Source organism: uncultured Granulicatella sp. (assembly GCF_963545075.1).
In the GTDB taxonomy this organism is placed as follows: Bacteria; Bacillota; Bacilli; order Lactobacillales; family Aerococcaceae; genus Granulicatella.
Window position 1 is genome coordinate 36,724 of the sequence record NZ_CAUUHX010000005.1, and the last position, 13,808, is coordinate 50,531.

At 34.1% G+C, this 13,808-nt stretch carries 16 protein-coding genes; all 16 read right to left on the minus strand.

The genetic code is table 11. The features are described from left to right. Positions 1 to 30: 30 nt before the first annotated feature. Positions 31 to 495: a transcription antitermination factor NusB gene (gene nusB, locus RWZ86_RS01425; protein WP_314679383.1), complete on the minus strand. Its 465-nt coding sequence runs from the start codon at positions 493 to 495 to the stop codon at positions 31 to 33. Beyond that, the gene (locus RWZ86_RS01430; protein ID WP_314679385.1) at positions 492 to 890 is read right to left on the minus strand and encodes an Asp23/Gls24 family envelope stress response protein; all 399 of its coding nucleotides are present in this window, start codon (positions 888 to 890) and stop codon (positions 492 to 494) included. Before RWZ86_RS01430 ends, nusB begins: the two co-directional genes overlap by 4 nt. Positions 891 to 1,016: 126 nt before the next feature. Then, positions 1,017 to 2,078, minus strand: coding sequence for a Xaa-Pro peptidase family protein (locus RWZ86_RS01435; protein ID WP_314679387.1), 1,062 nt, complete (start codon positions 2,076 to 2,078; stop codon positions 1,017 to 1,019). Between the two features lie 156 nt (positions 2,079 to 2,234). After that, positions 2,235 to 3,002, minus strand: a complete 768-nt coding sequence (gene accA, locus RWZ86_RS01440) for an acetyl-CoA carboxylase carboxyl transferase subunit alpha (RefSeq protein WP_314679389.1) — start codon at positions 3,000 to 3,002, stop codon at positions 2,235 to 2,237. Further along, complete coding sequence (accD, locus tag RWZ86_RS01445; protein ID WP_314679391.1) at positions 2,999 to 3,862, minus strand: acetyl-CoA carboxylase, carboxyltransferase subunit beta; 864 nt, start codon at positions 3,860 to 3,862, stop codon at positions 2,999 to 3,001. The genes accA and accD overlap by 4 nt, the downstream gene beginning before the upstream one ends. A 12-nt stretch (positions 3,863 to 3,874) precedes the next feature. Next, positions 3,875 to 5,245 (minus strand): acetyl-CoA carboxylase biotin carboxylase subunit, encoded by a 1,371-nt coding sequence (gene accC, locus RWZ86_RS01450; protein WP_314679393.1) that lies wholly within the window; start codon positions 5,243 to 5,245, stop codon positions 3,875 to 3,877. 3 nt (positions 5,246 to 5,248) lie between these two features. Beyond that, a complete protein-coding gene (gene fabZ / locus RWZ86_RS01455) occupies positions 5,249 to 5,680 on the minus strand; it encodes a 3-hydroxyacyl-ACP dehydratase FabZ (RefSeq protein WP_006702538.1) in 432 nt (143 codons plus the stop codon). Between the two features lie 10 nt (positions 5,681 to 5,690). Then, positions 5,691 to 6,179 carry an acetyl-CoA carboxylase biotin carboxyl carrier protein gene (accB, locus tag RWZ86_RS01460; protein ID WP_314679395.1) on the minus strand — a complete coding sequence of 163 codons (489 nt, stop codon included), beginning with the start codon at positions 6,177 to 6,179 and terminating at the stop codon, positions 5,691 to 5,693. Between the two features lie 3 nt (positions 6,180 to 6,182). Beyond that, positions 6,183 to 7,418 carry a beta-ketoacyl-ACP synthase II gene (gene fabF, locus RWZ86_RS01465; protein ID WP_314257956.1) on the minus strand — a complete coding sequence of 412 codons (1,236 nt, stop codon included), beginning with the start codon at positions 7,416 to 7,418 and terminating at the stop codon, positions 6,183 to 6,185. A gap of 12 nt (positions 7,419 to 7,430) precedes the next feature. After that, the gene (gene fabG / locus RWZ86_RS01470) at positions 7,431 to 8,162 is read right to left on the minus strand and encodes a 3-oxoacyl-[acyl-carrier-protein] reductase (protein ID WP_314679398.1); all 732 of its coding nucleotides are present in this window, start codon (positions 8,160 to 8,162) and stop codon (positions 7,431 to 7,433) included. Beyond that, positions 8,159 to 9,118 carry an ACP S-malonyltransferase gene (fabD, locus tag RWZ86_RS01475; protein WP_314679399.1) on the minus strand — a complete coding sequence of 320 codons (960 nt, stop codon included), beginning with the start codon at positions 9,116 to 9,118 and terminating at the stop codon, positions 8,159 to 8,161. The genes fabG and fabD overlap by 4 nt, the downstream gene beginning before the upstream one ends. Before the next feature lie 49 nt (positions 9,119 to 9,167). Beyond that, positions 9,168 to 10,127: an enoyl-[acyl-carrier-protein] reductase FabK gene (gene fabK, locus RWZ86_RS01480; protein ID WP_314679400.1), complete on the minus strand. Its 960-nt coding sequence runs from the start codon at positions 10,125 to 10,127 to the stop codon at positions 9,168 to 9,170. A 15-nt stretch (positions 10,128 to 10,142) separates the two neighbouring features. After that, positions 10,143 to 10,373 (minus strand): acyl carrier protein, encoded by a 231-nt coding sequence (locus RWZ86_RS01485; RefSeq protein WP_314679401.1) that lies wholly within the window; start codon positions 10,371 to 10,373, stop codon positions 10,143 to 10,145. Between the two features lie 19 nt (positions 10,374 to 10,392). Beyond that, positions 10,393 to 11,346, minus strand: coding sequence for a beta-ketoacyl-ACP synthase III (locus RWZ86_RS01490; RefSeq protein ID WP_314679403.1), 954 nt, complete (start codon positions 11,344 to 11,346; stop codon positions 10,393 to 10,395). Further along, a complete protein-coding gene (locus RWZ86_RS01495) occupies positions 11,346 to 11,810 on the minus strand; it encodes a MarR family transcriptional regulator (protein ID WP_314679405.1) in 465 nt (154 codons plus the stop codon). Before RWZ86_RS01495 ends, RWZ86_RS01490 begins: the two co-directional genes overlap by 1 nt. Positions 11,811 to 11,946: 136 nt before the next feature. Further along, a partial coding sequence (locus RWZ86_RS01500) for a heavy metal translocating P-type ATPase (RefSeq protein ID WP_314679408.1) occupies positions 11,947 to 13,808 on the minus strand: 1,862 nt, incomplete at its 5' end.

Consider the following 13,808-nt stretch of genomic DNA (forward strand, 5'->3'; position numbering starts at 1 on the left):
GCGCCTTCTTGCTCAACCTCCTATACTGACTTACCCTTCAACAAAGTTTGATAAGACACCATTAATAAATTTCGCTGATTTTTCATCACTATATAATTTTGCAATTTCAATTGCTTCATTCAATGCAACTGTTTGAGGAACTTCCAACTCAGGTGAACGCATTTCGCAAACTGCTACACGCATAATCATTAAATCTAAGCGAACAATTCGACTTAATTCCCATCCTTTTAAATGTGAGGAAATTAATGCATCAATCTCTTCTAATTGGTTTTGAACCCCTTGGATTAAATCTAATGAATAATGAATCTCTGGAAACTCATCTAATAACGCTTCATTAGAATATACTTCTTCATCAAATGATTGTTCATCGTGTAATACGTCCAAAGTTAAGCGAATAGCATCAAATTCCGATAATTCTTTACAAATATCCATTTGATACAAAGCTTGAATTGCAATAATACGTAGTGCACGTCTTTTTAATGGGTTACGACTCACTCTTCATCCCCCAATTCAAAAATTTCTGAATCTACATTTTTAGCTGGAATAATTGTTTGAACATGAATATTTACTTGAGAAATTTCTAATTCACAGCTAAATAATAATTGTTCTTTAATTTTATTTTGTAATAATAATGCTAATTTTGGAATAGAAACCCCATAATCCACATTACCATATACATCAAGAATAAATTCTCCTTGTTCTTGTGTTAAATAAGCACCTTTTGCTAATTCTTCACGTCCAAAAAGTGTATTCACACTTGTTTTAATAATTCCTGATAAAGGATGGAATCCTTCCACTTTAGAAGCAACAATTCCTGCAATGCTCTCAATCACTTCAGGGGCAATTTCAATAGCACCTAAAACGGCTGTTTGATTTGAATATTTTTCCATAATGAACCTCCTTTTACAAAGATTCTGAATCGCTATCTAACTCAATGAGCATCACGAATCATGATCTTCACTCTCTTCTACAGTTTACCATGATTTTTGTTCTATCACAACTCACAAGGTAGTATCTTATAAAATAATCAATTCACGTGGAACTTGTTGAATCACTTCTCCACCAGTTGGCGTAATAATAATATCATCTTCAATACGAACACCACCAACACCTGGAATATAAATTCCTGGTTCATTTGTAATTACATTTCCTGGAACAAATGCTTGAGTCGCTAAACGACTTACATTTGGAGCTTCATGAATTTCTAAACCAATTCCATGTCCAGTTGAGTGCGTGAAGTATTCTCCATATCCTTTACTTGCAATATAGTCACGAGCAATTTTATCTAGTTCTACTCCAGTTTTACCTGGTCCTGCTGCAGCACTTACTAATAATTGAGCTTGTAATACAACATCATGAATTTCTTTTAATTGATCTGTTGGTTCTCCTACAGCAATTGTACGAGTCATATCAGAAACATAACCTTGATAGTAACATCCAAAGTCTAATGTTACTAAATCACCGGTTTCAATTAATTTTTCACTTGCGACACCGTGAGGCATTGAAGAACGAACACCACTCGCAATAATTGTATCAAATGAAACGCCAGATGCGCCTTGTTTTCTCATGAAGAAATCTAATTCATTGGCTACTTCAATTTCACTCATACCAGCTTTTAGCACATTTAAAATATGCAAGAAAGCTGCATCAGAAATTGCACATGCTTTACGAATTGTTTGAATTTCAGCTTCATCTTTAATTTCACGAATTTTTTCTACTAATCCTTGAGTTGGAACTAAATCTGTATCAAATTCATCTTCAAAAACTTCTAACATTGAAACAGATAAGTTGTCTGCTTCAAACCCAACATGTTTTAATCCATGTTTTTCAATTAATTCACGGAACACACCTAACCAACCTGTTTTATGTTCAATCACTGTAAAACCTTGAGCTTGTTTTTGAGCTTGTTGAGTATAACGAGCATCTGTTACAAAATATGCTTCATTTAACGTAATTAATGAAAAACCTGTTGTACCTGTAAAATTCGCTAAATAACGTAAATTATATGGACTATAAACAATTAATCCATCAATTTCTAAATCCTTCATCGCATTTCTTACTTTTTCAACTCTGATCATATAATCACCTTCCAAAATCTTTTGTGTAACCTAGTATAACAAAAAAACTCAATAATATATATGATTTTTAAGAAAAAAATAACTTTTTTAGGTCTACCTAACTTTTTGGATACAAAAAAACAACTACAACAAAATGTCATAGTTGTCCTTCGTCATTTAAAATTTTCTAAATCTTTCTAAGCGTTGACTTACTAGATCTTCTTTTGATTTTGTACGCCATTCTTTTAAAGATTGGTATAAAGAAATTTGAAGTTCCGTTGCTATTTTTTTAAACGAACGATTTTTCTCTAAAATAATTTTATCAACAATTCCTTCTTCGAATAATTCCTTACTTGTAAACTTCATTAATTCGCTTGCTTGTTCTGCTTTTGTACTATCTTTCCACAAAATCGATGCAAAACCTTCTGGAGATAAGATAGAATAAATAGCATATTCCATCATCCAAACTTCATTAGCAACAGCTAAAGCAATCGCTCCACCACTTCCACCTTCACCCATTAAAATGGCGATAACCGGGACGGTTAAATGACTCATCTCTTGTAGATTTTTAGCAATAGCTTCCCCAATTCCTCTATCTTCAGCACTTTTACCACAAAATGCTCCAGCTGTATTAATCATCGTAATAATTGGTCGATTAAATTTTTCAGCTTGTTTCATTAATCTTAAACTTTTTCGATAACCTTCTGGATGAACTTGTCCAAAGTTACGCTCGATATTTTCTTTTAATGTATGACCTTTTTGCATTCCAATGACTGTAACTGGAATCTCTTTTAAACGAGCAATTCCTCCAATAATGGCAGCATCATCTGCAAAAAAACGATCTCCTTTTAATTCGATAAAGTCATTGAAAATTTCGTCAATCCATTCTTTAGTAGTTGCACGGTTAATATCACGTGCTTTTTGGACGATTTTCATTGGTTTCATCTGAATTCCCCCTCTAAAGAATGTAGACTTAAAAGAGTTTTTAATGTTTCTTTTAACTGAGTACGATGAATAATGGCATCAATAAATCCATTTGCCTGAACAGTTTCTGCTTGTTGGAAATCATCCGGTAACTTTTCTTTCATCGTTTGCTCAATCACACGTTTACCCGCAAATCCAACAATCGCTTTTGGTTCACTTAAGATAATATCCCCTTGCATGGCAAAACTAGCCGTAACACCACCTGTTGTAGGATCTGTCAATACCGTGATATATAATAGTCCTGCTAAGTGATGAGCTTGAACCGCTGCACTTATTTTCGCCATTTGCATTAGTGAATAAATTCCTTCTTGCATTCTAGCACCACCAGAAGCTGTACAAACGATAATTGGAAGTTTTCTCTTCGTTGCTTCTTCAAAAGCTAAAGTAAGTTTTTCACCAACTACTTGTCCCATGGATCCCATCATAAAATAAGGATTCATAATCGCTAAAACAAACGGTAAGTGACTAATTTTTGCAAGCCCAACCGTTACAGCTTCTTCTTCCCCTGTTGTTTGTCTTGCTTTTTTTTGTTTCAAGTCATAACCTGGGAAATCAACTTCTACTTTCATTTGTTCATTAATAAACCACTCTTCAAATTCATCCGTCATAATAGAAATTCTTTGTTTTGGTGTTAATCTAAAATGATAATCACAATTTGGACAAATTTGAAATTCCCCAATATCATCCAAATAAACCGTTTTTTGACATTGAGGGCATTGAATCCATTTTCCATCTGGAATCATTGGAGCTTTTTCAGATTCTACTACTTCGATGGAATTTTGTTTTAATGAAATATAAGGACGTTTTTTAAATAAACCCATTTAATCACTCCTTTATGGACGAGACTCATTAAACCATTCTGGTAAGAATTTTTCTTCTACAACATTTGTCGTGTAATCTCCTCTTTCAAAGAAAGCTGATTGTAATAAATCTTGTAAAAATTCTTTATTCGTCTCAACGCCTTCAACTACTAATTCTTGAAGAACTCGTTCCATTTTTAAAATAGCTTGAGTTCTACTAGGTGCATGGACAATTAATTTTGATAACATAGAATCATAAAATGGTGGAATTTTATATCCAGCATATAGTGCAGATTCAATTCTGACACCTAAACCTCCATTTGGTTGATGTAAGACTTCAATCTTCCCTGGAGAAGGTCTAAAGTTTTCTCTCGGACATTCTGCATTTAAACGACATTCAATCGAGTGTCCTTTAATCTGAATATCATCTTGAGTAAAACTTAATTTTTCCCCATAGGCTACTTTTAATTGCCATTCTACTAAATCAATTCCTGTAATCATTTCTGTAATAGGATGTTCTACTTGAATACGAGTATTCATTTCCATAAAGTAGAAATTTTTATCTTGATCCACTAAAAATTCAATCGTCCCCGCATTTTCATATCCTACTGATTTTGCAGCCAACACAGCTGCTTGACCCATGTTTTTACGTAATTCATCATCTAAATAGGGACTTGGTGCTTCTTCAATAATTTTTTGATTTTTTCTTTGTAAAGAACAATCACGTTCTCCTAAATGAACAACATTTCCATGAGAATCTGCTAAAATTTGAAACTCAATATGTTTGGCAGGATAAATAATTCGCTCTATATACACTTCTTCATTCCCAAAAGCTTGAAGTGCTTCTTGTTGAGCTGCTAAAAATTGTTTTTCAAACTCTTCTAGACTTTGAACTTTACGAATTCCTTTACCGCCACCACCTGCGACAGCTTTAATCAAAAGAGGAAATCCAATTTTTTCTGCAATCTTTAGTCCTTCTTCAACAGTAGGAACAACCCCATCACTACCTGGTATAACGGGAACTCCTGCTTTCATCATTTGCTTACGAGCTTGTGCTTTATCCCCCATCATTTGAATAACATGTGCGCTAGGTCCAATGAATTTCACCTGACATTCTTCACACATTTTTGCAAATTTAGGATTTTCTGATAAAAAACCAAAACCTGGATGAATCGCTTGTGATCCAGTTAATACAGCTGCACTTAAAATATTTTCAACATTCAAATAAGATTCTTTACTAATATTTTTTCCAATGCAAACAGCATAATCTGCTAATTGTACATGTAGTGCTTCAGAATCAGCTTGAGAATAAACTGCTACTGTTTCAATTTGAAGTTCTCTACATGCACGAATCAAACGACAAGCAATTTCTCCACGATTCGCAATTAAAATTCTTTTAAACATAACTTACCTACCAATAATAAAGGTTAACTCCGCTTCACAAACAACTTTACCATCTACAAAGGCTTTTGCTTTACCAATTCCTGCGTATTCTTTTAGCTTAAGAATGTCCACTTGAAGTGTTAAAACATCTCCTGGTGTGACTTTTTTTCTAAATTTCACGTGATTTAATCCGCCTAAATAAGCTGTTTTTCCTTTAAAACTTTCTAATGATAATAATGGAATTGATCCAGCTTGTGCTAGAGCTTCCACAATTAAAACTCCTGGTAAAACTGGTTCTCCAGGGAAATGTCCTTGGAAAACATGCTCATTATACGTTACATTTTTAGTAGCCACTACGTGCTCACCTGGAATTAATTCTTCTACTCGGTCAATATATAAAATTGGAAAACGATTTGGAATTAATTTCATTACATCTGTTACTGTCATTACGCTCATGATAAGCCTCCTAATTTTTCTTAATAGCAAATAATTCTTGCCCGTAATCTACCATTTGTCCATTTTCAACGAGTATTTCTACTACTTCACCTGAAATTTCTGCAGTTATTTCATTCATTATTTTCATTGCTTCAATAATACATACTGGTTGTCCAACTTGAACTTTATCTTGTACTTGAACAAAAGTAGGATCATCTGGAGATGGAGCTAAATACACAATCCCCACAATTGGACTTTTAATATATTGTAAATCTTCTTTTGCAACTGTTTCTTGAACTTCAGGAGTCTTAGTAGCTAACGTTTCAGTAACAATTTCTTTTGTAGGTAGAACTGCTACGGGCTTCTCTTCAATCGTTTCAACAACTTGTTTAGAACCACTTACTGGATAATTTTCTCGTTTAGAAAGTTGAAGATCGACTCCTTCTTGTTGTAAATGTAATTCCATTAAACTTGAATGATCGAATAACGAAACAATAGCTTTTAAATCCTCTATATTCATACATTATCCTTTCCATTTTTTGAAGCATAAAACTGCATTATGTCCACCAAATCCTAATGAATTACTAATGGCAACATTGACTTCTTTTGCAACACCTGTTAGTGCTGTTACATTTACAGAACATGCTTCATCTTGTTCTTTTACATTAATCGTTGGTGGAATAAAATCCTCTCCAACTGCTTTAATACATGCAATAGCTTCAATAGCTCCTGCAGCACCTAATAAATGTCCTGTCATCGATTTTGTACTTGAAACATGTACGTTATCTGCAGCTTCTTTTAAAGCATAGCGAATTGCTGTTACTTCAGAAGAATCATTTGCAGGAGTACTTGTTCCATGAGCATTAATATAATCTACATCACTTGGAGATAATTGCGCTTCATCTAAAGCATGTAAAATAGCTTTCCCAGCACCACTACCATCTGGTGTAGGAGCCGTCATATGATAAGCATCAGCTGTTGCTCCATAACCAACGATTTCGGCATAAATCGTTGCTCCTCTTTTCTGAGCATGTTCTAAACTTTCTAAAACAACAACGCCTGCTCCTTCCCCCATCACAAAACCATTACGATTTTTATCAAACGGAATGGAAGCTGCATTTGGATCTTGGCTATTACTTAATGCTGTTAAAGCTGCAAATCCTGCAATTCCAATTTCACAAATCGTTGCTTCTGAACCACCAGCTAAAATGACATCAGAATAACCATGCTTAATATTTCTGAAAGCTTCACCAATCGCATGACTTCCACTAGCACATGCTGTAACAATGGAAGTACAAATCCCTCTAGCTCCTGTTTTCATTGAAATATTTCCAGCAATCATATTCCCGATTGTCATCGGAACAAATAATGGAGCAACTCTTGTTGGACCTTTCTCATGCATTTTGATGATTTGTTGTTCCATTGTTGGTAAACCCCCAATTCCAGAACTCACAATAACACCAAAACGGTCAAAATCCGTATTTTCCTGAGTAATTCCACTATGTTCAACTGCTTGTAAAGCTGCCGCAATTCCATATTGGCAAAATAAGTCCATCCGTTTCGCTTCTTTTCGGTCCATATATAAAGTAGGATCAAACCCTTTTACTTCTGCTGCTACATGAACATCTATATCTTTCGTATCGAATTTTGTAATGAAATCTATTCCATTTTTACCATTTTTCAATCCATCCCAAAAACTGGCAACATCATTTCCTAATGGTGTAATAGCACCCATTCCTGTAATGACTACTCGATTCATGTTTTTCCTCCTTTACATATATAAACCACCGTTAATTTGTAATACTTGACCTGTCATATATTTTTGTTCTGCTAAATATAAACAAGCTTCAGCAATATCTTCAACTGTTCCAAATTTACGCATTGGAATTTGTTTTTCCCATTCCTTGCGAATTTTTTCTGGAAGTGCTTGAGTCATTTCAGTATCAATATATCCAGGTGCAATTGCATTAACGGTAATTCCTCTTGAACCAATTTCTTTTGCTACTGATTTTGTTAAACCTATAATACCTGCTTTACTTGCGGCATAATTGACTTGACCAGCATTACCAGATACACCAACAATACTAGTCATACTAATAATACTTCCCGATTTTTGACGAACCATATATGGACTAGCAAAACGAATTAAGTTAAAACAACCTTTTAAATTAATATCAATGACATCATCAAAATCTTGTTCTTTCATTTTTAATACTAATCCATCACGAGTAATTCCAGCATTATTGACTAATACATCAATTTTTGAAAACTTCTCAATCGTTTGTTCTACTAAACTTTCTGCAACTTCAAATTTTGAAATATCTCCAACTACGGTTAGAACTTCTCCAGGATATGGAGAAAATAGCTCTAAAACTTCTTGGCTAATTTCTGAAGTTGCATTTAGAACAATATTAGCTCCTTCTTTTGCAAAAGCTAATGCAATGCCTAATCCAATTCCTCTTCTACTTCCCGTTACAACGACTGTCTTATCGATAAATTTCATATCTTTCCCTCTTTCACTCTTCGTAATTCTTGTACTGTTTGATCCAATAATTTCATTGATTCTGTCTGAAGTACAGTTACTTCGATTGAATGACTTTTGGCAATTTGTTTAATCATTTGAGATAAACTTTTTCCAGGTCCAATTTCTACGAACACTCGAACACCCTGTTCTAACATCCATTCAACATTTTGTTTCCATTTAACAGAATGAGTGATTTGTTGAGTCAGTATTTCTGCTTTAATCGGAATAGAATGTTGTACTCCAGTTACATTACTTAATACTGGAATATTTGGTATTTGAAATGAAATAGTCTGCACAAAGTCATTAAATTTTTCCGCTGCCGGCGCCATTAATTCAGTATGAAAAGCTCCACTTACGGGAAGAACAATGGCACGTTTTGCTCCTTGTTCTTTTAATTTTTCTACTGCTATTTCAACAGCGTCCTTTTTTCCACCGATTACTAGTTGCCCTGGTGTATTATAATTTGCAGGAGATACTAATAATCCTTGATTTTGTAATTCTTTACATACCTTTTCAATGACTTCATCTTCTAATCCCAAAATAGCAGCCATTGAACCAGCATTTTGATTTGCTGCCTCTTGCATCCATTCTCCACGTTTTGAAACAAGCATTAACGCTTCCTCATAACTTAATGCACCACTTGCCATTAATGCACTATATTCCCCAAGAGATAGACCCGCAACAGTATCTGGATGAAATCCTTCTTCTTCAAGAAACTGTAGAATAAGTTTAGAAACAAATAATAATAAAGGCTGTGTATACTTTGTTTCATGAAGTTTTGTAGAATTTTCATCTTCTAATAGTTCTAATACTGAAAAATCTAATACTTTTTGTGTTTGTTCTAATAAATGTTGACCCTTAGGATTTTCTAGAAATTCTAACCCCATTTGAGGTTTTTGACTTCCTTGACCAGGGAAAATAAAAGCCGTTTTCATAAGCACTCCTTATTGTTTGAAGTTCAAACTAAATATTGCGTAAAAAAATTTAGAATCCAAAACGTTTCATTTGATCTTGAATTGTTTTTCTTGAATCTCTCATTAATTCTTCAATAATTTCTTTACAAGTTTCTTCTTTTTGAATTAAACCAGCAATTTGTCCTGCCATCATTGATCCCATTTGAGTATCCCCTTCAACGACAATACGTCTTAGAGCACCTTTTCCAATCGCTTCTAATCGTTCGAAATCAGGATTTTCTTTACTTGTTTCTTCTTTTTCAGCTTGTAAATAAATTTTTGTTAATTTGTTTCTTAATACACGAACTGGATGTCCAGTAATTTGACCAGTAATCACTGTATCAATATCTTTTGCTTTAATCACTGCTTGCTTAAAGTTATCATGAGCAGTTGATTCCTTTGCAACTAAAAATCTTGTCCCTAATTGAACAGCTTCAGCACCTAACATAAATGCAGCTGCCATTCCACGACCATCACCAATACCACCAGCTGCAATAACAGGGATATTTACAGCATCGACGACTTGAGGTAATAAAGCAATGGTAGTTGTTTTACCAATATGTCCACCTGCTTCCATTCCTTCAATAACGATAGCATCAGCGCCAGCTTTTTCCATACGTTTTGCTAAAGCTACAGAAGCTACTACTGGGATAACAGTAATACCAGCCGCTTTAAATTTATCCATATATTTTCCTGGATTTCCAGCACCTGTACAAACTACTTTTACTCCTGCTTGGCAAACCACATCTACTACTTCATCAACAAATGGACTTAATAGCATGATATTAACCCCAAAAGGTTTATCCGTTAATTGCTTCATTTCATCAATAAATCCTTGTACAACTGGACCAGGAGCATGACCACAGGCAATAATTCCTAGCCCACCTGCATTGGATACCGCACTTGCTAAAGATGGATTTGCAACCCATGCCATTCCACCTTGAATAATAGGATACTGGATACCAAGTAATTGACTAATTTTTGATTCCATATAACTCATCCCTTATTATTTTTCTGCTAATTGGTTATCAACATATTTTACTAAATCTTCTACAGTTTCTAATCCATCTTCTGTATCGATTTTCACATCAAATTCATCTTCAATATCATTAATGATTTGGAATAAATCTAAGCTATCTGCTTCTAATTCATCTTTTAAGCTAGTTGTTAATTGTACTTCTTCTTTTTCTTTTCCTAATTGATCTGTAATAATTTCTTGAATTTTTTCGAATGTCATGTTTGTTTCCTCCAAATAGTTATATTTTTATCATCATACTTCCCCAAGATAATCCGCCACCAAAGCCACTGAATAGTAGTTTTTGACCACTACCAATTGTAATCATTTGATTTCGAACTAATTCATCTAGAAGAATTGGAATACTTGCTGCTGAAGTATTCCCCACACTAGCTAGATTTGTTGGGAATTTTTCAATTGGTTGTTTTAATTTTTTTGCAACTTGTTCGATTAATCGAACATTCGCTTGATGAAGTACATATAAATCGACCTCATCAGCACTCATTTGAGCTTTTTCTAGAGTTTCTGAAATATTTTTAGGAACTTCCCTCGAAACGAGTTCAAAAACTCCCCTACCATCCATTTTCATTGTGGAAAATGTATGTTGCTCCAATCTTTCTCCACAAACTAAAGCGTCTCCTTTTTGACCATCAGAACGCAAAGTTTCTACAAATAAAGTTTCATCATCTGTTTTTTCTAATAGAACAGCACCTGCTCCATCGCCAAATAAAATAGCAGTAGAGCGATCCTTCCAATCTAAAACAGATAACATCGTTTCAGCACCAATCACTAAACCATATTTTCGATTTCCTGCTGAAAGCATCTTTATTCCTGTAGATAGAGCAAAAACAAATCCTGCACAAGCGGCACTAATATCAAATGCAAATGCATTAATTGCTCCAACCACTCCTTGAACTTTTGCGGCACAAGAAGGGCTCATAGAATCAGGAGTCATTGTTGCTACAATGATAAATTCAATTTCTTCTGGCTGTATTTCAGACTCTTCTAAAAGCTTTTGAGCAGCTTTTATCGCTAAATCACTAGTTGTTAGTTCTTTAGCATAGCGTCTTGATTGAATTCCAGTTCGTTTTTGAATCCATTCATCAGAAGTATCTAAATGATGCTCCCAATCTGTATTTTTTATTTCATGAATTGGTAGGTAAGAACTTGTATGAATCACTTTTACAGTGGACATCAAATCTCTCCTTTTTGAACTTCAGCTTTGGCTTCGTGTAAAAAGTTATATAAATTATGAAGACCTTTTACTAAAACAGCCATTTCTTCCTCGTTCATTCCTTCAATCGTACGTTTCACTAACTTTTCATGAAACTTACGATGTAATCGATACAAGAGACGTCCTTTACTTGTTAAACCTAATCTAACAATTCGTCGATCTTTTGCATCTTTTAAGCGTTCGACATATCCTTTTTTCACTAATGCATTAACTGCTACTGTTAGCGTCCCAACTGTTACATTTAATGTATTGGCAACTTCTGTTGTCGTGAGTTCACGGTACATGCCGATTGCTTCAATTGCATGCATTTCTTTTATCGATAAATCTTTGAATTGACTTTGTGCCAATGAAGATTCTTCAATATCTAGCATTTGGTTAAAGACGTCTACCAAATACTCATTAATTTTCTCTAGAGTTTTTTCCATTTCTTTCTCCTAATTAGTTTGAATATCAAATCATTTGATATTCAAACTATACTAAATAATACTTTGAATGTCAAACATTTTTTTGCAAAAAAATTTCTCTTCCATTTTTATGAATTTGAAAGAGAAATTTTCATTATTATTCAATTGGTGTAAGAATTAATCTTAATGCGTGTAATAGCACTACAACAGTACTTCCTTCATGAAGAATGACACCAAGAGTTAAATCACTCCAACCTAGGAAATTTAATAGCACTAATACAATTACAATCAATAAAGAAAATATTAAATTTTGCTTTGTAACAGTCATCATTAATTTGGAAACTTTATGCAATGTTTTTAAAGAATCTAATTGACTATTCATTAATACAATATCACTAGATTCCATTGCAACATCGGTTCCTTTTCCCATTGCAATCCCAACTTCCGCATTCACTAATGCTGGTGCATCATTAATACCGTCTCCAACCATTGCAATTGTCGGATATTTCATAGACCATTCTTTTAACGTATTTGCTTTTTCTTCTGGTAATACATTAGCTCTTACCTCATCAACTTCTAATTCGTTAGCAATTGCCTCGGCCGTTTGAATAGAGTCCCCTGTTAACAGCATCGTTTGAATCTTTTCTTCTTTGAAATAATCAATCACTTGTTTTGCCTCTTCTTTTGGAGTATCTAAAAGGGCTACTGCTCCAACTACTAAATGATCCTCACTTAAAACTACAACTGTTTTCCCTTCATTCATCCACTGCTCAACAATTGCTGTATATTTTCCTAATGTAGCAAAACTAGAAGGTTTTCCAATACGATACGTATGATTTCTGTAAGTTGCTTCTAATCCAATTCCTACTTTTGGTGTAACAGATAATGAATAAGTACGATATGCTAGTCCAGATTCTACAATTGCAAAGGCTAAGGGATGATTTACCTTTCTCTCCATCGATACAAGAATCGAATATAATTCAAATTCACGATCTTTATCCATCACTTTTGCTACAACTTTCGGTGTACCATTAGTTAGTGTCCCAGTTTTATCAAAAGCAATTGCGTTAACTTCAGACATTTTCTCTAATGCAGCACCAGATTTTATAAAAATTCCTTTTCTAGATAAAGTTGAAATCGCTGCTACTGTTACCGGTGTAGCACTAGCGGCTAGTGCGCATGGAGAAACAGCAATTAAATAAACCATTCCACGATAAAAAGCTGTTAAGAAATCCCAGTTTAAAAATATAATTCCGATGGCTAACACGACTGGAAATAAGGCTAATACAATTGTGACATAGACTGGTTCCCATTTCTTTAAGAAACTACCTGTACGAGTTAAAGATTGACCAGCTTCTTGCACTAAAGTAATAATCTTTCCAAGTACACTATCTTGTTGTTTTTTAGTAACCTTAATGAGCAGTGTTTGGGTTAAATTTAAAGTTCCGGCAAATACTTCGCTACCTACTTCTTTTTCAACCGGAATTGATTCACCAGTTACTGAAGCTTGATTCACAGAGGACATTCCTTCAATAATGATTCCATCTGCTGAAATTTGACTGCCATTTAATACTTGAATAATATCTCCAACTTCTAAAGAAGAAGCATCTACTTCTTCAAAATGTCCATTATTCATTTTTTTCAACGCTAATTTTGGTTGCAATTGTAATAATTGAGTCATATCTTTACGACTTTTCTTTTCGACATATTCTTCAAGTGAATGAGCAATCGTAAAAATAACAATTAGCATTGCAGCTTCTTCAAATTTCCCAATAAAAATCGCACCAAGAGCAGCAAGTGTCATCAGTAAATGAACATTTGGACGAAACTTTTTAAATTGCTTTGTTTCTTCAATCGTATCCATAATGCCTTCAGTAATGACTTCTTTCCCAATACAAGCAATTGTCAAAAGAAATAATGCATTTGCAATCCAACCTACACTTTTTTCTAAAAACAATGCGATTACAAACATACCAATTGCTAGAGCCCAACGTTGCCAAGAAATTTCATGATGATGGT